Here is a 20,013-nt window from a genome sequence, read left to right as displayed (position 1 = left end):
ATTACGAGGAGGTGATTCCTTTGAGAATGGACAAATTATTAGCAAACCTCGGATTTGGGAGCCGGAAAGAAGTTAAAAAATTATTGAAATCAGGTGTTGTCAAAGCAGATGGTCATACCGTTACCGATCCAAAAATTCACGTTGACCCAATGGAGCAAGAAGTCACGGTAAATGGTGAAGTTGTTGAATATAAAGAATTTATTTATTTAATGATGAATAAACCTGCTGGCTATTTATCAGCTACAGAAGATGCGACAGAAGAAACGGTTATCGATTTGTTAGAATGTGAGGATGTCGTGTATCAACCGTTCCCTGTCGGTAGACTTGACAAAGATACGGAAGGATTTCTTTTATTAACAAATGATGGGCAGCTTGCCCATCAGCTGACATCGCCGAAAAAACATATTCCAAAAACGTATTATGCTCATATTTTAGGTGAGGTCACAGAAGAGGATGGTGCCATCTTTAAACAAGGTGTTGTTTTAGACGATGGATATAAAACGAAACCAGGACAGCTTGAAATTGTCGAATCAGGATCAAAGTCTATCATCTACTTAACGATTACAGAAGGAAAATTCCATCAAGTCAAACGAATGTTTGAGGCAGTCGGAAAAAAAGTGACCTACTTAAAACGAGTGAGTATTGGTCCCTTGTCGTTAGATGAAGATTTACAAGTCGGAGAATACCGAGAATTAACAGATGAAGAAATTGAATTGTTAAAAAATGCGAAAGGGATCGATTTGTAAAAACGATGTTAAGAAATTAGTATAAAAAAAGGAACCTGCTTGCAGGTTCCATATGTATATACAAAAAGGTGTTTTTTTATTTTCCATTTAAGATGACATCTTTACTTTCTTATCTGTAGTTGTCCATTTACCTCTTGCAGGGCTTTGCACCAAATCGTTATATGCTAACACGTTTAAATCACGTTGAACGGTTCTTGGTGTAATACCAAATTCATCAACGAGGTCTTGAGTTGTTACAGTTCCTTTTTCTTGAATAAACATGTAGACTGATTTAATTCGAGTTAGCATACGGTTTGTCGAAGGTTTCAAAAAACCACTCCTTATCGTTTAATGCAGCCTTTTTCCTACTACAACTCCGATGTCACATTCTTATGAGGCTCTTTAATGTATTAAGTTGTTAAACGTTACAAGTCTATTTTACACGATATGAGGGGCTATATTCTAGTCATAGATCTATTTTTACATAATATTAACAGAATGATAAAAAGTATGCTGCTATGAAACATATATGAAACAATTAAAAAAATATGACGGATTAATGTAAAAAAAGCGATGTATCAATTGACACATCGCTTTTTTCAATAAGTCGTGAAGGTCTTTAATGTGTCCCTAGGAAAAATAGTTGATAGAAAAATAACACGGCAAACAAGTATACAAAAGGATGAACCTCTTTTCCTTTCCCTTTTACGATTTTCATTAAAGGATACGAAATAAAACCTAATGCAATTCCAGTAGCAATACTTGATGTAAGCGGCATACTTAATATAACTAAAAAGGCAGGGAAGGCTTCATCTAACTGCTTCCAATTTATTTCGGCAATAGCTCCCATCATTAAACTTCCGACAATAATGAGTGCTGGTGATGTAATGGCAGCGACACTCGATACCGCAGCTACAGTCGGGCTAAAAAAGGCAGTCAAGCAAAATAAAATGGCGACAACGAGTGTTGTTAATCCTGTACGACCACCGGCTGCGACTCCAGAAGATGATTCAATATAGGCGCTTGTTGGGGAAGTGCCAAACATGGCACCTGCTGTAGCAGCAATTGAATCAGCGAGGAGTGCTTTTCGTGCCCGTGGCATTTCATTTCCCTTCATTAAACCTGCTTGTTTCGCCACACCAATCATCGTACCTGTTGTATCGAAAATCGTCACGAGCAAGAACGAAAAAACGACAGCATATAAACTATGACTAATGACATCGCCAATCGCCGAAATGGGATTGGAAACGATAATGCCCTCCGGTAATTTTGGAAGTGATGTAAATCCTTCGTTAAAGGATAACTGTCCTGTGATCACCGCAATCATTCCAGTTGCAATCATTCCGATAAAAAGCGCACCGTGAATATTTAGGCTCATTAAAATGAGCGTTATCGCAAGTCCGGTAAAAGCGAGTATTACAGACGGTGAATGTAAATCACCAAGTGTGACTAAATTCGTAGGATGATCAGCAATGATGCCTGTCATTCGTAAACCGATAAAGGCGATAAATAAGCCGATCCCAGCTGTAATACCGTTTTTTAAGTTTTGTGGTATCGCTTCAATTAAGTGTTTCCGAAAAGGTGTTAAAGAAAGGAGGATAAAAATAATTCCTGCAATAAAGACAGCTGAAAACGCAATTTGATAAGAGATATCTTCACTTGCTCCAACAACTGAATAAGCGAAAAATGCATTAAGTCCCATCCCTGGTGCTATTGCGATTGGATAATTGGCAGATAAGGCCATCCATAACGTTCCAATGACAGTTGCAATAATCGTTGCTGTAAATACTTGATCAAACGGAACACCTGCATCGGATAAAATAATCGGGTTGACAATGACAATATAAACCATCGTTAAAAAGGTTGTGAAACCAGCCATGATTTCTGTTTTCACATTTGTATGATTTTCCTTTAGCTTAAACATAGGAACCTCCTGTAATGACGAACATTATTTCAAAACATATATAATAATATTCGTTTTTGGTGATTGTTGCAAGAGGGAAATATATTTTATTTTTTAATCATGCTAATATGAAAGAAGGGAAACCGTTTTTCCTTAGGAACGTTTTACATAAATCAAAATAAAAAATGAAAGGATGGTCTTAAAATGAATTGGAAAGAAGAAGTGATCAAACGAAAAGACAAGCTTATTTCGGATACACAAGCATTTTTAAAAATTAAAAGTGTTTTAGACGAATCAACGAAATCATCGGATGCGCCTTTTGGAAAAGGGATCAATGACGCGTTACAGTTCTTACTTTCGAACGGGGAGAAAGATGGTTTTAAAACAAAAAACGTAAATGGATATGCAGCACATATTGAAATGGGGGAAGGAGAAGAAATTGTTGGCATTCTATGCCATATTGATGTCGTACCTGAAGGAGACGGCTGGTCAAAACCTCCATTTGGAGCCGAGATTCATGACGGGAAAATTTATGCTAGAGGAGCTCTTGATGATAAAGGCCCGACAATGGCAACGTATTATGCGATGAAAATAGTGAAAGAACTAGGACTTCCTTTAAATAAACGAGTACGAATGATCATTGGAACTGATGAAGAAAGTGATTGGAGATGTGTCGATCACTATTTCAAACATGAACAAATGCCTACAATTGGATTTGCTCCCGACGCAGACTTTCCAATCATTCATGCTGAGAAAGGCATTATTGATGCAAAATTCACACTGACATTACGACAAAGTAGTAGAAGTGCAACAACGCTTCAACGTTTTGATTCAGGCAGACGATTTAATATGGTTCCTGACTATGCAAAAGCAACTATATCGAATGTTGCAAACATGGATGAAGTTACACATTCTTTTCAATCGTTTTTATTAAAAGAAAACGTAAAGGGTCATTTAGAATCTACAGGAGACACATTAACGTTTCATCTTGAAGGTGTTTCCGCTCATGCAATGGAACCGAATGATGGACGAAATGCTGGAGTCATATTAGCGACATTTTTAGCGGAATTACAACTAGATGAACAAGGTGAAGACTTTATTGCATGGATTCGTCATTATTTTCACAAAGATACGCGGGGGCGAAAATTAGGAATAGCGTGTCAAGATGAGGTGAGCGGCGAACTCACTGTAAACGTTGGGATGATTCGTTATGAAGCGAACAAGCATAATGAAATCGGGATCAATATTCGTTATCCTGTAACGAAAAAGGGCGAAGAAATAAAGATTAAATTACAGACTGTACCGAAAGCTTCTATTATTCATTTTTCCAACTCTAATCCACATTATGTTGATGAAAAACATCCCCTTATACAAACGTTATCGCGTGTGTATGAGGAACAAACAGGTGATAGTGCACAGCTTCTTTCAATAGGAGGTGGGACGTATGCACGTGCTTTAGATGCTGGCGTTGCATTTGGACCGCTGTTTCCTGGACGAGAAGATGTCATTCACCAGAAAGACGAATATATCATCATGGATGATTTGCTAAATGCAACCGCGATTTATGCACAGGCGATTTATGAACTTGCTAAGTAATGTTCAAAACTAATTTGATATGATAGGATAGTATAGAAAACCGCTCCCTTTATATGGGAGCGGTTTTCAAAAGCTTAATGTGTGAAAGAAGGGGTAGAATGGAATATACATTAAGTAGGGAAGAGCGTGAGACGAAAATTCATTTTTACACGTTTTATTTTTTTGTCTTTTTTGGCTTCGGTTCGTTGTTTCCACTTCTATCTGTTTATTTAAAGGATGTTGTCGGGTTAACGGGAAGTCAAATTGGTATCGTCATGTCGATCAGTCCTGTTGTGATGATTATTGTCCAGCCGATATGGGGAATAATTAGTGATGCGACAAGAAAGCCGGTACAAATTATCGTTTGTTCGTTATTACTAGGAGCTGTTTTTGGAATTGTGTATTCTTTATTAGGAAACTATTATTATATTATTCTCATTGCAACGCTTCTAGCTATCGTTCAAAGTGCGATCGTGCCATTATCGGATAGTGTTGCGATCAATTATGTTCAACGAACAAATGTTATCGAATATGGCTCGATTCGATTATGGGGAGCTGTCGGATTTGCGGTGTCCGCATTAATAGTTGGATGGTTATCTGAAGCTTTTCATTTAAAAGTTATTTTTTATTCGTTTTCAATTGTTTTATTGATTGCCGCTATTTTTGCTCTGCAGTTACCACGTGAAAGTGATTCATTGCAAGTTAGCATTCGAAACGGATTAGCCGAACTGAAAAAAATTCCTCAATATTTTTTATTTTTATCTTGTACGTTTCTTATTCTAGGCCCGATTTTAGCTAATAATATTTATTTCGGTATTTTCGTTAATGAGCTTGGTGCCGGTTTAGCCGGGGTGGGACTCGCCTTTTTATTAGGTGCAGGTAGTGAAGCTCCGTTTATGAAGGCTGTAAGCCGTTTTATTGCAAAACTAGGAATTCATAAAGTGTTAATTTTAGCAGCTCTCGTGTCCACGTTAAGATGGGCGCTATATATTTTCGAGCCACCTTTGTTTGTCGTGTATGCGACGATTATTACTCAAGGTTTTTCCATTGGGTTATTTATACCGGCTGCTTTACAGTATGTTCAAGAGATTACACCTAAAAGTGTAGGGGCTACGGCTATTTCGATTTATTCAGCAATTGGGAATGGATTAGGAAACTGGTTTTGCACATTTATTGGTGGAGTCATTTTAGAAGCTTACGAAATTACCGGTGTCTATTTATTTTTTGCCGTATTAACATTGCTTGGTATGCTTCTTCTTTTCCTTATTCCAAACATACAAAAAGGAACGGTGTGAATCATCACCCGTTCCGATAAATACGATGTGCCAATGTTAATTCATTGTAAAACTAAATAAATCACTTGATAAATAGCGTTCTCCTGTATCAGCCGTCATGCATACGACAACATCATTTGGCGTTAACCTTTTGGCAACTTGAATTGCTGCATAAACAGAAGCACCTGAAGATGGTCCAACAAGAATTCCTTCTTCACTTGCGAGACGACGTGTGATTTCATATGCCTCTTGATCTTTTATTTGGATAATTTCATCGTATACGTCTGTATTTAAAATAGGTGGAATAAAGCCAGGGCTTGTGCCGACTAATTTATGACGACCAGGCTTTCCACCGGATAAGACGGGGGATCCTGAAGGCTCAACGACATGGATAGTTAAATGGTCAAAATGTTTCTTTAACTCTTCACCTGTACCTGTAATCGTTCCACCAGTACCCGCTGTTGAAACGAATGCAGCTAACGGCTTTCCGATTTCCTTCATCGCTTCGATGATTTCGGATGCTGTTGTAAAACGGTGAGCATCAGGATTCGAGCGATTTTCAAATTGCATCGGAATAAAGCTGTTCGGAATTTCTTTTGCTAGTTCATGCGCTTTTTTAATTGCACCAGGCATTTTTTCATCACTAGGTGTTAAGACAACTTCTGCACCAAAAGCTTTTAACAAGTTGATCCGTTCTTTTGTGCTTGTATCGGGCATGACAAGAATGGCCTTATATCCTCTCGCACAAGCATTCATCGCAAGTCCGATTCCGGTATTCCCGCTTGTCGGTTCAATAATGGTTGAATCTTTCGTCAGCTTCCCTTCCTTCTCAGCTTGAACGATCATATTGTAGGCTGCACGATCCTTTACACTTCGACTCGGGTTAAAGTATTCAAGCTTTACATATATTTCGGCGCCATTTTTAGGGGCTAAATGATTTAATTTTACGATAGGGGTTTGGCCAATTAATTCGGCTATATTATTGACTACTTTCAACGCTACACACCCTTTTTCCTCGGTTACATTTTGTTATTACATATTTTATCATAAAGAATGAATCAAATCCTAATAAAGAAGTTTTGTCTAAGCATATGCAAATGAAAGTCTTGTTTGTTACAATATTTTCAAGTCATTCGATCGAGGTGTCAATGAAAATGGACTTTCATTATTTTTTAGCAGTCGATGTCGAAAGGAATGTAGCAGAAAGAATCAATGAATGGTGCGAACGTAAAAAGCGAGAGTGGTCGTTTCAAAAATGGGTTCATCAAGAAGATTATCATCTGACACTAGCTTTTTTAGGCGCAATGAAGGGAGAACAACAGTTTCAAATGATGAAAGATCGCGTAAGAAATTCAGTGAAAGGAATAGAGCCATTTTCTCTCAGTCTTTCTAACGTTAGTTCGTTTGGACGAAAGGAGTCACCGCGTATACTATGGGTTGGCGTAGAGGATAGCCTACCATTACTAACATTGCAAAAACGTATATTTGAAGCTTGTGTAGCGAGTGGCTTTTCATTGGATCCACGGCCGTTTGCGCCTCACATTACTATAGCTAGAAAATGGGTGGGGCGAAACGAATTTTCCATTCAAGGTAGTGAAGATCATTCATTTAAAGATGTATCTTTTCATATAGATGAAATCTTTTTATTTGAAACGCATCGTAAAGAAGCACCAAAATATAAACGCGTTGAACGTTTTCAATTTTAATGGGGGCTGAATATGGGAAACGTAATGAGGATTATTGTTCAAGTTATGCTTTTGTACATGTTATATTTACTTGGAGTATGGGTGCAAAAATTATTACAGTTAACCATTCCGGGAAGTATTATCGGCATGATCATGTTATTTGGTTTGTTACATGTTAAGTTTTTTCAAACTAAATGGGTGAAAGAGGGAAGTTCTTTTCTTGTTCACTATTTGCCATTATTATTTATTCCGGCTACTGTTGGCATCATGGATTATTTTTCTCTGTTTACCTCAAAAGGAATCATTACGATTTTCATCGTCTTATTTAGTACGGCCATCGTGATGATGACTTCTTCCTTGTTAAGTCAAAAATTGTCACATAAAAAAGAGTGTGTGGAAGGATTGAATGAAAGGAAGCAAAGTATATGATTAATTGGATTCCTGTTCTCATGATATTATGTACGGTATGTGTGTATGTTGTTATGGTGAAATTGTATAAACGGTATCCAAATCCACTTCTTGTCCCGATTGCTACATCGACTTTCGTTATTATAGGGATGTTAACTTTTACACATATCCCGTATGAAACGTATATGCTCGGTGGAAAGTGGATTGATGAGTTGTTAGGTCCTGCGGTTGTTGCATTAGCGTATCCACTCTACGAAAACCGGCAGAAGTTAAAAGAACACGCTGGATCGATTATCATAAGTGTTTTAGTAGGTACGTTCATCGGTCTTGTTTCTGGTATCGCTTTATCACTCGTGTTCCATGTTGAGGAGACGCTTGTTCTTTCATTGGCACCAAAGTCTGTTACTTCACCTGTGGCGATGGATATAGCGTCAATGATCGGAGGTATTCCGCCGCTAGCAGCAGTATATGTAATGATTGCAGGGATTAGCGGAGCGATGTTTGGACCTATTTTGATGAAATTATTACGAATCCATCATCCGATCGCAATCGGAATTGGTTTTGGAGCGGCTTCACACGGAATTGGTACGGCAAAAGCGTATGAGATTGGTAGTTTACAAGGTGCCATTAGCTCCATATCTATGACATTAAGTGCCGTATTTACGTCTTTACTTAGCCCATTCATTGTTCATTTATTTGTATAAGGTAGAGGAGTTGTAGACAATGGCCCAAATTATTAAAATAGAAGATTATATTTCACGATATGAATTGGATATGAACCGCTATTCGAACCAATTTATTCGTTATAAAAAGTTGCAATGGGAGTCTGTGAAAAATCATGAGAATACAGAATTGCACGAAAAGAAGAATCGATTTTTAAACCATGTTTTTCATCATCAGCTTATTTGGGCAAGTTCTACGATTCGGTCTCATTCCTATATGAATCAAAAATATAATGAAGACGTTATGTTAAAGCATTTTGCTCTTAGCTTACCTGACCAATACTTCATTATGTATTACCCGGTTTTTTGTATAAAAAAGGCTCCAATCGAAGCTGATATTATTATTATTTGCCCTACAGAGATTTTATGTGTATCGTTGTTAGATGGAGAAAAAGATGAAGTGGTTCTTGCTAAAGAAGGTCGCTTTTGGATCCGGAGGGGGAAGGATGGCGAGAAGAAAATCATCAATCCAATGACAAGTTTAAGCCGAACAGAAGGAATCATAAAAGGTGTCATTAAAGAATTCGATTCCGATCTATTCGTAAAGAAAATACTAATCAATAAAAATGGGTATATTCATGCTCCTGAGTTACCCGTTCATGACCGAGTCGTTGACAAACGGGATTATCAAGATTGGTTAGTAAAATTACAACAAAACCCTTCTCCGATTAAACATCATCAATTAAAAATAGCGAAGGCCTTATTAAAAATGTGTTTAACGAATGCTTACAATCGGTTTGAATTTGACATATAAACTTACAAATAGACCTTTAAATAGAGTTTTGAAGGGGAGAGCCCGAAACGCTATTGTTTTGGGCTCTCCTTCTTATGATCAATTTCACTGAATGAAGCTTCACTTGGCCTTTTCACAATATTTTGTAGGCGTGTGAACATTTTTACTTTTGTCTCATAAAATAGAAGTATATGGACTAGGATAAAAAGTATGAAAATGATTTGAATAAATGAACCTGCGATTTTGCAACCGTTTTAAGAAGATAGAGAACATGGGTGCTAACATGTGTGAAGTAATTGAAATGTGGATATAAAGGTAGTATTAGTCAAATATATTTAAAATAAAAAGCGGAACGTTTGATTGCTTGAAGATAAAAGGAGGTGACGGTGTCTTGCTATCGGTGAAGCGAGAATTTGAAGCATACTTAGATGATGTAAACATCGTGACCATTTTATGGCCAAAGGAGTCTTATCACGGACAAGAGAAAGCATTTCATTTATGTTTAGAGGATGTTACGTTTCCTTTAGATATTTTAGAGAATTATGCGATTGAGCGGTATCAAAAATTTATTTTAAAGCTGAAGTCTCCGGTTGAATTTGGAAAAACATATTATATTCAAGATGAAACAGGCTTGAAGACGGACTTGCAAATTGGTGCGGTCATCCGAACGCTATTTTTTGATGAACAGTTTTATTATGACGGGGAGGATTTAGGGCTGCAATTTTTTCATGACTATATCATATGCAAAGTTTGGGCCCCAAGTGCTACACATATAAAATTAAAATTAACTCAACCTGATACGATGGACGTTTTAGAGATTCCCCTTACGCGCGAAGAAAAAGGAGTATGGTCTGTTAAAGTAGATGGACAATTTGAAGGTTATTATTATACGTATCTAGTTTGTGTCAATTTAATTTGGAATGAAGTCGTTGATCCGTATGCGAAGGCTGTATCAGTCAATGGGGAATACGGTGTTGTAATCGACCTTGAAAAAACAAAGGTGGAGAAGATAGATACCCGCCCTTTAAATCAAGCGACTGATGCGATTATTTATGAATTGCATATACGTGATTTTTCCATACACGAAAAGAGTGGGATGACTCATAAAGGGAAGTATTTAGCTTTAACGGAAGCCAATACGAAAACAGAAGACGGCTATTCTTCAGGGATAAGCTATTTAAAAGAGCTAGGGATCACGCATGTAGAAATATTGCCTTTTAATGATTTTGAAGGTGTAGATGAATTAAATCCGATGCTCTCCTACAATTGGGGGTATAATCCCCTCCATTACAATGTGCCAGAAGGGAGTTATGCGACAAACCCTAAAGATCCTTACTCACGTATTATCGAATTAAAGAAAATGATTCAAGCCCTTCATCAGTATGGGCTAAAGGTCATCATGGACGTTGTCTATAACCATGTATACATTCGCGAGGAATCAAGTTTTGAAAAGCTTGTTCCAGGGTATTTCTTTAGGCACGACCAATACGGTATACCGTCAAATGGTACAGGTGTAGGAAATGATATGGCGTCTGAGCGGAAAATGGTGCGGAAATTTATTTTAGATTCCATTCAATTTTGGTTAGATGAGTATGATGTTGATGGCTTTCGCTTTGATTTAATGGGAATTTTAGATATAGACACAATGAATATCATTCATGAGGAAACGATCAAAAGAAAGAAAGATGCAATTATTTTAGGAGAAGGGTGGGATTTGCAAACATCTCTTCCGTATAATCAAAAAGCAACGATTGCCAATGCAGTGAACATGCCGGGGTTATCTTTTTTTAATGATCATTTTCGAGATACGGTAAAAGGAAGTACATTTGTCCTTCAAGAAAAAGGCTTTACCTTAGGGAATAACCATAAAATTTCAGGGATAATGGAATCTGTAACGGGATGTATCCCATTTAATCCCCATTTAAGGGGGCTTTTTCAACATCCAGTTCAATCTGTCAATTACGTAGAGTCACATGATAATCATACGTTTTGGGATAAAATGAGCATAAGCTTAGATGATGAGGATGAAGCAATAAGAAGAAAAAGACAGCGATTGGCACTTACTATCGTATTGCTATCACAAGGTATTCCGTTTTTACACAGCGGACAAGAGTTTTATCGGACGAAAAAAGGGGAAGAGAATAGTTATAACTTACCTGATACGATTAACCAAATCGATTGGATACATCGAAAAAAATATGCGCATGATATTGAATATATTCAACAAATAATTTCTCTGCGAAAATTACACGGTGCTTTTCGTTTTCCGACTGCTGAATTAGTAAAAAAGCATTGTACATTTGTAGAAACACATGACGGGGTAGTCGCCTATCGACTGCATGATGTTGGAGAACATGGACCTTGGAACGACATATTTGTCATTTTTAAAAATCATCAAAAAGAATCAACATTGTTTTTAGAAAATAATGATGAATGGTTGGTCATTTGTACACCCGATGAATGTTCACCTTTTGCCCCTCTAACGACGGTTTGTGAATACATTTCATTGCATAGTATTGGTGCTTACGTATTGTATCGAAAGTAACATTCGACTTTTTCTTGACTTAAAATATAAGATAACGATAAAATTTAAAAGGATAGCTATTGTTACGAGTTTTTGGCCCAATAGCTGTCTTTTTTATTTCTTATAATAACAATTACGGACGATATCGTTATGATTAATAAAATGAAGCATAATAATAAAAAACTAAAACGAAATGTGGGCTTGAAATTGAATGCAAATTGGTTGGAGTATGTATTAGGTAGCGAGTGGGCAATTTCTCCAGCAGGTGGGGCAACTGGGGACGCGTTTTATGCAGAAAAGGATGGAAAAAGGCTTTTTTTAAAACGGAACTCATCCCCTTTTTTAGCGGTGTTATCTGCTGAAGGAATCGTTCCGAAACTTGTATGGACGAGAAGAATGGAAAATGGTGATGTCATAACAGCTCAACATTGGCTAAACGGAAGGGAGTTAAAGCCAAAAGATATGAATGATGAGCAGGTTGCACAATTACTTTATAAAATTCATCATTCAAATGAGCTGTTAGATATGTTAAAGAGATTAGGGAAAAAGCCGCTAACACCAAAAGACTTGTTACATGAGATCAAGCGAACCGTTGATGTAGAATTGCAGCTAGTTCCGGTCATTCAACAAGCGATAATCGTGTTAGAGAACCACCTTCCAAACATAGAGCATGATGAAATGGTCGTTTGTCATTGTGATATTAACCATAATAATTGGTTACTTTCCAACGATCAGCAACTATATTTAATTGATTGGGACGGTGCCATGATTGCAGATCCTGCCATTGATTTAGGCATGCTATTATATTCCTATATTCCTGAAGAGGAATGGGAGATGTGGTTGGGAAAATACGGAATTTCATTGACAGAAAAATTACTTGCACGTATGAATTGGTATGTGTTAGCTCAACTGCTAATTTCCATCGCCTGGTCAAAAACTAAAAATCAAAAAGAGGAAATGCAAATCCGTCTTCAAGAATTACATTTCATGCTTACGAAAACGTATTTAGATCGGTAATCCAACTCGGGATATCATCTTTATAAGCAGTAATGTGTTCGGAAAAATTCGGTCCTTTATTGCGTCCTTGACTATATTGATACATGTTTTGTAAAGATTGCTTTAATGTTTCATTTACTTCGTTATTTTGAAGAAGAGATTGAATGAGTCTTTCCATTTGCTCATATTCTGAGTCTGTCCCACAGCACTCGCTATGTTGCTCGGATAAAATATCTTTTAATAGCATTAATTGATGTTTATGATTCAATTGCATCGTTTCAACCCCCATGTAAATATATGATTATGTTGTACAAGCTACATGCTTAATATACAGATTGAAGGACAGTTCAAAACTGTCCTCATTTATTGTTCTCATAAAGTGGTGAAGACAAAATGAGAAAGTAATGTTTTGATGACACGGGTTTAAGTTTCACTTGCGAATTGAATAAATTTCATGATATGTTTTATTTCGATTATAAAAAAATAGTAGAGGTGTCTAACTGAATGCGATTACGGAATAAGCCTTGGGCGAATGAATATATTGAGCAGCATCCGGAATTTGTTATTCCAAATCCGCAAGAAAATAAAGGTAAGTGGCATCAATTATTTAACAATGATCATCCTATTCATATAGAAGTTGGAACTGGAAAAGGACAGTTTATCGTTGGAATGGCAAAACAAAATCCACATATAAACTACATCGGTATCGAACTTCATCGAAGTGTCATTGTTTCAGCGTTAAACAAATTAGAACAAGAAAAGCTTCCGAATGTAAAGTTATTAAATGTGAATGCAAAAGATTTAACAGACATTTTCGCTCCAAATGAAATAAACCGTGTTTATTTGAACTTCTCTGATCCGTGGCCAAAAAATCGTCATGAAAAGCGTCGCTTAACATACAAAACGTTTTTATCGATTTTTGAAACGATTATGGGAGATGGCGGTGAAATTCATTTCAAAACAGATAATCAAGGCCTATTTGAATATTCTTTAAAAAGCTTTTCAGAGTATGGCTTACTATTAAAGTTCGTTAGTCTTGATCTTCATAAAAGTGATTTCGAAGGCAACATCATGACAGAATATGAAGAAAAATTTTCTGAAAAAGGGCAACGAATTTACCGTGCAGAAGTAAAATATCCGCTAAAGAAATCATCATTCCGCGTAGATTCCGTGTAGGTACGCGGGATTTTTTTTGTTGAATAAATAAGGACAAAAAGAAATGATAAATACGTTAAAGTGATGAATATTCGTCAAAAAGTGATCGATAAAATTGAAAAAGTGATGAATAAAGTCGACATGTGATAGGATTACTTATTCACGTTTTGAAAAAAGTAGTTAAATTGAACATTGGAAGAACTATGGTTGGCCCATTCCTTTATGTTCTATGATAAGATGGAACTTGGGGAGGGATTTAAATGGAAAGCTTAAAGGTAGGTAATTTTCAATTAACTTGGTTAAACGGAGGAAATGTCCATTTAGATGGCGGTGCCATGTTTGGGGTTGTGCCAAAGCTTTTATGGTCTAAAAAGTATCCAGTTAATGATCGTAATCAAATTCCGCTTCGTTGTGATCCGATTTTAGTTCAAAAGGATGGAACCAATATTTTAATTGAGACGGGAATTGGAAAAGACAAAATGAATGAAAAATTGAAGCGGAACTTTGGGGTTAAGGAAGAATCGAATGTAGAAGCGTCTCTTAAAGAGCTTGGATTAACACTGAATGATATCAACTATGTGCTATTGACTCATTGTCATTTTGATCATACGTGTGGAGTCACGAAGTGGGAAAATGGCGAGCTTGTATCCACTTTTCCTCATGCGAAAATTTTAACGTCAAACATCGAATGGGAGGAAATGAAAAGTCCGAATATTCGGTCGAAAAGTACATATTGGAAAGACAACTGGGAACCGATTGAAAAGCAAGTAGAAACATATGAACATTCCATTGAAGTTATTGATGGCATTACAATGATTCATACTGGGGGGCATAGTCATGGGCATAGTATAATTGTCATTGAAGACGGAGATGAACAAATTGTTCATTTAGCTGATTTAATGCCAACTCATGCCCATCAAAATGCCCTTTGGGTGATGGCTTATGATGATTATCCGATGGATTCGATTTATCAAAAACAAAAGTGGATTCCAACATTTATCCAAAAAAATGCGTGGTTTACGTTTTATCATGATGCAATTTACCGTGCTGTGAAATGGAACGAGCAAGGAGAATTGATCGAAACGATTAAACGGGAAGAAAAACAGGAAACTACTGTGTAAAAAATGAAGCGACTGACTCTTAAGTAAAAAAGCTTTTGAGACAGTCGCTTCTTCAGCAATTATCGACTTCCATATGTTTTTATAGATTTGTTAATTTTTCTAAATGGATAATAGTTCCGGTTTTCGCATCAACAGCTATTTCAAACTGCTCGGGAATACCATTTTGAGTCAAAGATATTCCGACTTTATAAATCGTATACGTTAAATCGTTATGATCGAAATTTTGAGGGATAGTGTAAATCCACGATCCGTTAATGGCGCCTTTCTCTTTGAATGTTTTTTTTACGAGGCTGAGTGCTTTATCAGGAGAGATGATTGCTTTACTCCAATTATTTTTGAGCGAATACCCTAAAAGTAATCCAACCCCTGTGCCAATTAAAAACGTTCTCCATTTCATTTCATTCCCTCCAATTCAATTAAAATCCTTTCTTTTAAGTATACCTTTCTTTTCAACAATGTTTAAACATCTTTGTTAAAATAGAGGGAAGTGGAAAGGTTTTCTTACTTTCTGTAAAATGAAAGTAGAGTATCTTTTATCCCACTCTTAACGGGCAGGAAGACCCCCACCTCAAGATTCTGTAGTAATGCAAAGAAGGTAGGTGGTGGCCAACTGTCCGTAAAGGTCCGAAAAAATGAACACAGACTAAGAGCGCCACGTCTTGTGGCAACGTCTGTGTAACCCCCACATCCTGTGGGTCACAAGGGCCTTTAGGTCATCCCGTAGGGACTAACATTCAGTGGGGCATAAAAAAATCCCCACTGAATGAAGTTTCACTTTATCATGCTCATTTTACGTTTTATACAAAATTAAAGATTTGAATGTCTATCGAAACTCGTGATGGTAGGAAGGGGTACTATATATGAATGTTGAAACGATTGAATTGTTTCGAACGTTAACGGAATTACCAGGTGCACCAGGAAATGAACATAAGGTTCGTCAATTTATGCGAATGCAGCTTCAAAAATATGCTGATGAAGTCGTTCAAGATAAGATCGGAAGCATTTTTGGGATTAAACGTGGACAAGAAGATGCTCCTGTAGTGATGGTAGCAGGACATATGGATGAAGTCGGTTTTATGGTTACATCGATTACATCCAATGGAATGATTCGATTCCAACCACTTGGAGGATGGTGGAGTCAAGTTTTATTAGCCCAGCGCGTTCAAATTATTACAGATAACGGTCCTGTCATTGGGGTCATTGGATCAATTCCTCCTCATCTACTAGACGAAGAAAAAAGAAAACGTCCGATGGAAATGAAAAATATGCTCATTGATATTGGAGCAGATTCCAAAGAAGATGCATTAGAAATTGGAATTAAGCCAGGTCAACAAATTGTTCCTATTTGCCCCTTTACGCCGATGGCCAACTCTAAAAAAATATTAGCGAAAGCGTGGGATAACCGGTACGGTTGTGGTTTAGCGATCGAGCTATTAAAAGAGCTAAAAGAGGAAACATTGCCGAATACTCTTTATTCAGGTGCTACTGTGCAAGAGGAAGTTGGACTTAGAGGAGCTCAAACAGCGGCGAATATGATAAAACCTGATATATTTTTTGCGTTAGACGCAAGCCCTGCAAACGATATGACCGGCGGAAAAAATGAATTCGGACACCTCGGAAAAGGTGCGTTATTACGTATTCTTGACCGTTCGATGGTCACGCATCGTGGCATGAGAGAATTTGTTTTAGATATGGCTGAAACTGAGCAGATTCCTTATCAATACTTTGTATCACAAGGTGGAACAGATGCAGGAAGAGTACATATGTCAAACGAAGGAATTCCTTCAGCAGTGATCGGGATTTGTTCTAGATATATTCATACACATGCTTCCATTATTCATATTGATGATTATGCTGCTGCAAAGGAGCTCCTTGTTAAATTAGTCAAAGCTTGTGATAAATCAACAGTAAAGGCGATAAAAGAAAATGCTTAAAGGGTTTTTAGGCGATGGAGGTAAATAAATGAAAGTAGCAATTGGCACACAAAATCGTGCGAAGGTACAAGCTGTAAAGGATGCTTTCACTTTTTGTGAATCGATTCAATTTATTGAAACAGTCGTCCCATCAGAAGTGTCAGAACAGCCTTTTTCCGATGAAGAAACGATGCAAGGTGCGATAAACCGAGCGAAAAATGCGCTCATAAAAGAGCAAGCAGACATTGGGATTGGCCTTGAAGGGGGCGTCATGGAAACAGAAGAAGGATGTTTTTTATGTAACTGGGGTGCGTTAGTTGACCAAGATATTCGGCCAATTGTTGCCAGTGGCGCAAAAATCCCTTTACCGAAAGAAGTATACGTTGAGTTAACAAAAGGGAAAGAACTAGGCGAAATAATGGACGTCTATACGAATCAAGAAAATGTTAGTCAAAATGAAGGAGCTATCGGTATTTTTACAAATGGTTTCGTAAGCCGTAAAGAAATGTTTGAACATATATTGAAAATGTTAATTGGTCAATGGCAGTATAAAAAACGGGTGCACGAAATGAGTAAGGCTCAGGGAGGTTGATAATCCCTGAGCTTTTCGTGTCTTATTCGCTACCGTCTTCAAAAATGTAAGCAAGAACTTTTAATGCTTGGTTGACTGTTTCAACAGTTACATTCGCTTTATTTGATAGCTCTTTCAGTGGATGGTGAAGAGAATTTGGCCGAATTAAGATGAGTGGTTTATTTAATGCAATGGCAGTACTCGCATCCATTGCAGTATTCCATTGCTTATATTGTTCTCCGAAACGGGCGATGACTAAATCAGCTTTTTTCATTAAAATAGACGTTCGTAAATTATTCATATTTGAAGCTACTTCATCTTTAAAAATGTTGTTCGGCTGCTTACCTAAAATTTCTTCACCGATATTGTCAGAACGCCCATGATTTTCCATAGGTCCGACAAATCGAATCGGTAACTGCAAACTTTTTGCTTTTTCTTTTAATTCTTCTCGCCAATTCGTATGTATTTCTCCAGCTAAATAAACGACTAACTCCATTCCTGAAATCCTCCCTTAAATGTTCTTATCACTATTGTAACAAAAATCATGTAGAGATACCCAAAATAAGGATGGTCGTTTTCCCTTGTCAACCTTTTTTCAATAAGGGTATGATAAGAAGAGAGTCCTAGGTATAAAGGAGGAAGCGACAGTGAAGATTTTTAAAACCGCTTTCACTGTGATTTTGTCTACCATTTTATTGTTCGGTTGTTCTATAACTGATGAGGAAGTAAAGGAAGAAGCAACCGAAGCGATACATGAAGCATTTCAGCAATCCCCAGTGAAGGCGAATGAGTCGGTTGAACAATTCTCTTTTTATTTGCCAGAATCATTTGAAATTGAATCCCATTCAGGTAATAATTTAATTTTAAAAGAAGGTAGTCAACAATATCTTTTGTTTTTAAATCCGAATGAGAAGAGAACGAGTGAAATGCTTTATAAAAAGGCAAAAGAAACCGTAACAGATCTTATCATCGATAAAACGAGCGTGACGGATGAGGCGTTTACGTATACAATTGTAAGTAAAATAGATGAAAACACGTATGAAGTCATAGCTGGATTAGGTGGAGCTAAGTTAACGACACATGTAGAAGGTAACGAGGTTGCTAAAAGTGCAAAAAAATTGGTAGAAATTGTTCGGTCTGTACAATACTAATAACACCCGCGGTGTAACCGGGGGTTTTTCTTTCGAAGATAAGAAACGATCCATTCCTTCACATGTTCGAAATGTCCAGCTCCTCCCCCTCGAGACAAAACTTTCAATGTGTAGAGAAAATGACTTTCTCGCCTCGGAAAAATATGTTCTTCCTAAGGTGAGTGAGGGCCAATGCTTTTTTATGAAAGGGGTTTTATAAAATGAAAAGCTTTTTGATGAAAAAAGGAGTTACGTTATCTCCAAAAGTTTATTTTGTCGATGCTTTAAGTTATATGGCACTTGGCTTGTTTTCTTCTTTGATTATAGGGCTTATAATAAAGACGATTGGTGAACAAATTGATTTTTTACATCCACTAATTGAAATGGGTACACTTGCTATGGGGTTAATGGGACCCGCTATTGGGGGGGCTATCGCTTACGGCCTACAAACCCCGCCGCTCGTTTTATTTTCAGCGATTATTTGCGGTGCGGCAGGTGCCACTCACGGAGGACCTGCTGGCAGTTTTGCCGCTGCATTAATCGCAACTGAAATTGGAAAGCTTGTAAGCAAAGAAACGAAAGTAGATATTATTGTGACCCCATTTGTGACGATTAGTGCGGGTTACCTTGTAGCAACGTTTATTGGACCATACATAGCAGACTTTATGGAAGGTTTTGGAAATGTTATTGTGTGGGCGACCGAACAACGGCCTTTTATTATGGGGATTTTAGTCGCAGTTTTAATGGGATTAGCATTAACGGCACCTATTTCAAGTGCTGCCATTGCGCTAATGTTAGATTTACAAGGATTAGCAGCTGGGGCTGCAACAATCGGTTGTTGTGCGCAAATGGTTGGATTTGCTGTAAGCAGTTATCGTGAAAATGGTCTCGGTGGTTTTATCGCGCAAGGGTTAGGAACATCGATGTTACAGGTGCCGAATATTGTGAAAAACCCTCTTATTTTGATCCCTCCAACGGTTGCTGGCGCCCTGTTAGCCCCCTTTGGAACCATTCTTTTAAATATGACAAATAATGCGGCTGGGGCGGGAATGGGAACAAGTGGACTCGTAGGACAAATCATGACTTTTTCGACGATGGGCTTTTCGATGGGAACATTTTGGTCTGTCCTGTTATTGCATTTTATTGGTCCAGCCGTTATTAGTTTGGTATTATCCGAATGGATGAGAAAAAAAGGTTTCATACAATTGGGTGATTTAAAAATTAATACAGGAGAGTGAATCATATGGAAAAATTACAATCAATGGAACAATTTGAAGCATTAAAACAAGAAGAACGTGTTATTTTCATGTTTTCAGCAGATTGGTGCCCAGATTGCCGCGTTATTGAGCCCATCCTTCCTGAGCTTCAGAGTGAAAATAGCCAATTTACGTTTTATTATGTAGATCGTGACGAATTTATTGACCTATGTGCAAACTTAAATGTATTTGGAATTCCAAGCTTTGTGGCGTTTCATAAGGGGGAGGAAATAGGTCGTTTCGTTAGTAAGGATCGGAAAACAAAGGAACAAATTCAACAGTTTATCGATTCTCTTAAAAAGTAAAAAGAGAGAAAATGAAA

General features: G+C 37.3%; 22 protein-coding genes. 16 read left to right on the top strand and 6 right to left on the bottom strand.

All coding sequences use genetic code 11. The annotated features are described in order from the left end of the window. Positions 1-20: 20 nt before the first annotated feature. Positions 21-746 carry a pseudouridine synthase gene (locus MLD65_RS06520; protein WP_481748500.1) on the top strand — a complete coding sequence of 242 codons (726 nt, stop codon included), beginning with the start codon at positions 21-23 and terminating at the stop codon, positions 744-746. An 87-nt stretch (positions 747-833) separates the two neighbouring features. On the opposite strand, the gene MLD65_RS06515 is transcribed toward MLD65_RS06520, so the two are convergent. Then, a complete protein-coding gene (locus MLD65_RS06515) occupies positions 834-1,055 on the bottom strand; it encodes a DeoR family transcriptional regulator (protein ID WP_243291079.1) in 222 nt (73 codons plus the stop codon). A 289-nt stretch (positions 1,056-1,344) separates the two neighbouring features. Continuing rightward, the gene (locus MLD65_RS06510; protein ID WP_243291078.1) at positions 1,345-2,649 is read right to left on the bottom strand and encodes an NCS2 family permease; all 1,305 of its coding nucleotides are present in this window, start codon (positions 2,647-2,649) and stop codon (positions 1,345-1,347) included. 183 nt (positions 2,650-2,832) lie between these two features. Between MLD65_RS06510 and pepV the strand changes: the two genes are divergently transcribed. Both pepV and MLD65_RS06500 read left to right on the top strand, forming a co-directional pair. Then, positions 2,833-4,224 (top strand): dipeptidase PepV, encoded by a 1,392-nt coding sequence (pepV, locus tag MLD65_RS06505; RefSeq protein WP_243291077.1) that lies wholly within the window; start codon positions 2,833-2,835, stop codon positions 4,222-4,224. A 98-nt stretch (positions 4,225-4,322) separates the two neighbouring features. After that, positions 4,323-5,498, top strand: a complete 1,176-nt coding sequence (locus MLD65_RS06500) for an MFS transporter (RefSeq protein ID WP_243291076.1) — start codon at positions 4,323-4,325, stop codon at positions 5,496-5,498. Between the two features lie 36 nt (positions 5,499-5,534). Here MLD65_RS06500 and cysK read toward each other — a convergent pair whose 3' ends face one another. Beyond that, the gene (gene cysK / locus MLD65_RS06495) at positions 5,535-6,473 is read right to left on the bottom strand and encodes a cysteine synthase A (RefSeq protein WP_243291075.1); all 939 of its coding nucleotides are present in this window, start codon (positions 6,471-6,473) and stop codon (positions 5,535-5,537) included. A gap of 158 nt (positions 6,474-6,631) precedes the next feature. On the opposite strand from cysK, the gene thpR reads away from it, so the two are divergent. The 6 genes from thpR (at position 6,632) to MLD65_RS06465 (ending at position 12,566) form a co-directional block, all read left to right on the top strand. Beyond that, complete coding sequence (gene thpR / locus MLD65_RS06490) at positions 6,632-7,183, top strand: RNA 2',3'-cyclic phosphodiesterase (protein WP_243291074.1); 552 nt, start codon at positions 6,632-6,634, stop codon at positions 7,181-7,183. 12 nt (positions 7,184-7,195) lie between these two features. Continuing rightward, positions 7,196-7,591, top strand: coding sequence for a CidA/LrgA family protein (locus MLD65_RS06485; protein ID WP_243291073.1), 396 nt, complete (start codon positions 7,196-7,198; stop codon positions 7,589-7,591). After that, positions 7,588-8,274: an LrgB family protein gene (locus MLD65_RS06480; protein ID WP_243291072.1), complete on the top strand. Its 687-nt coding sequence runs from the start codon at positions 7,588-7,590 to the stop codon at positions 8,272-8,274. The genes MLD65_RS06485 and MLD65_RS06480 overlap by 4 nt, the downstream gene beginning before the upstream one ends. A gap of 19 nt (positions 8,275-8,293) precedes the next feature. Continuing rightward, positions 8,294-9,046: an NERD domain-containing protein gene (locus MLD65_RS06475; protein ID WP_243291071.1), complete on the top strand. Its 753-nt coding sequence runs from the start codon at positions 8,294-8,296 to the stop codon at positions 9,044-9,046. Between the two features lie 370 nt (positions 9,047-9,416). Further along, the gene (gene pulA / locus MLD65_RS06470; protein ID WP_279325985.1) at positions 9,417-11,570 is read left to right on the top strand and encodes a type I pullulanase; all 2,154 of its coding nucleotides are present in this window, start codon (positions 9,417-9,419) and stop codon (positions 11,568-11,570) included. Between the two features lie 141 nt (positions 11,571-11,711). After that, on the top strand, positions 11,712-12,566 hold the full coding sequence (locus MLD65_RS06465; RefSeq protein WP_243291149.1) for a phosphotransferase family protein: 855 nt from the start codon (positions 11,712-11,714) through the stop codon (positions 12,564-12,566). Here MLD65_RS06465 and MLD65_RS06460 read toward each other — a convergent pair. Next, on the bottom strand, positions 12,541-12,819 hold the full coding sequence (locus tag MLD65_RS06460; RefSeq protein WP_243291070.1) for a YtzH-like family protein: 279 nt from the start codon (positions 12,817-12,819) through the stop codon (positions 12,541-12,543). The two genes, MLD65_RS06465 and MLD65_RS06460, sit on opposite strands and share 26 nt — an antisense overlap. 230 nt (positions 12,820-13,049) lie before the next feature. Here MLD65_RS06460 and trmB point away from each other — a divergent pair, with 230 nt between their 5' ends. Continuing rightward, positions 13,050-13,721, top strand: coding sequence for a tRNA (guanosine(46)-N7)-methyltransferase TrmB (trmB, locus tag MLD65_RS06455; protein ID WP_243291069.1), 672 nt, complete (start codon positions 13,050-13,052; stop codon positions 13,719-13,721). A 239-nt stretch (positions 13,722-13,960) separates the two neighbouring features. After that, a complete protein-coding gene (locus tag MLD65_RS06450; RefSeq protein ID WP_243291068.1) occupies positions 13,961-14,821 on the top strand; it encodes a YtnP family quorum-quenching lactonase in 861 nt (286 codons plus the stop codon). Between the two features lie 79 nt (positions 14,822-14,900). Here MLD65_RS06450 and MLD65_RS06445 read toward each other — a convergent pair whose 3' ends face one another. Beyond that, positions 14,901-15,218 carry a PepSY domain-containing protein gene (locus MLD65_RS06445; protein WP_243291067.1) on the bottom strand — a complete coding sequence of 106 codons (318 nt, stop codon included), beginning with the start codon at positions 15,216-15,218 and terminating at the stop codon, positions 14,901-14,903. Between the two features lie 463 nt (positions 15,219-15,681). Here MLD65_RS06445 and MLD65_RS06440 point away from each other — a divergent pair, with 463 nt between their 5' ends. After that, positions 15,682-16,755: a M42 family metallopeptidase gene (locus MLD65_RS06440; protein WP_243291066.1), complete on the top strand. Its 1,074-nt coding sequence runs from the start codon at positions 15,682-15,684 to the stop codon at positions 16,753-16,755. A gap of 28 nt (positions 16,756-16,783) precedes the next feature. Then, positions 16,784-17,326: a DUF84 family protein gene (locus MLD65_RS06435; RefSeq protein WP_243291065.1), complete on the top strand. Its 543-nt coding sequence runs from the start codon at positions 16,784-16,786 to the stop codon at positions 17,324-17,326. Positions 17,327-17,348: 22 nt separating this feature from the next. On the opposite strand, the gene MLD65_RS06430 is transcribed toward MLD65_RS06435, so the two are convergent. Next, positions 17,349-17,801, bottom strand: coding sequence for a YtoQ family protein (locus MLD65_RS06430; RefSeq protein ID WP_243291064.1), 453 nt, complete (start codon positions 17,799-17,801; stop codon positions 17,349-17,351). A gap of 151 nt (positions 17,802-17,952) precedes the next feature. Between MLD65_RS06430 and MLD65_RS06425 the strand changes: the two genes are divergently transcribed. The 3 genes from MLD65_RS06425 (at position 17,953) to MLD65_RS06415 (ending at position 19,996) form a co-directional block, all read left to right on the top strand. Then, complete coding sequence (locus MLD65_RS06425) at positions 17,953-18,456, top strand: hypothetical protein (RefSeq protein ID WP_243291063.1); 504 nt, start codon at positions 17,953-17,955, stop codon at positions 18,454-18,456. A gap of 200 nt (positions 18,457-18,656) precedes the next feature. After that, the gene (locus tag MLD65_RS06420) at positions 18,657-19,673 is read left to right on the top strand and encodes a PTS sugar transporter subunit IIC (protein ID WP_243291062.1); all 1,017 of its coding nucleotides are present in this window, start codon (positions 18,657-18,659) and stop codon (positions 19,671-19,673) included. Positions 19,674-19,678: 5 nt separating this feature from the next. Further along, positions 19,679-19,996, top strand: a complete 318-nt coding sequence (locus MLD65_RS06415) for a thioredoxin family protein (RefSeq protein ID WP_243291061.1) — start codon at positions 19,679-19,681, stop codon at positions 19,994-19,996. The last annotated feature ends 17 nt before the right edge of the window (positions 19,997-20,013 follow it).

This window comes from Bacillus sp. FJAT-47783, from assembly GCF_022808615.1.
GTDB lineage: Bacteria > Bacillota > Bacilli > Bacillales > Aeribacillaceae > Bacillus_BZ.
This window is presented reverse-complemented; position numbering and strand designations above follow the sequence as displayed.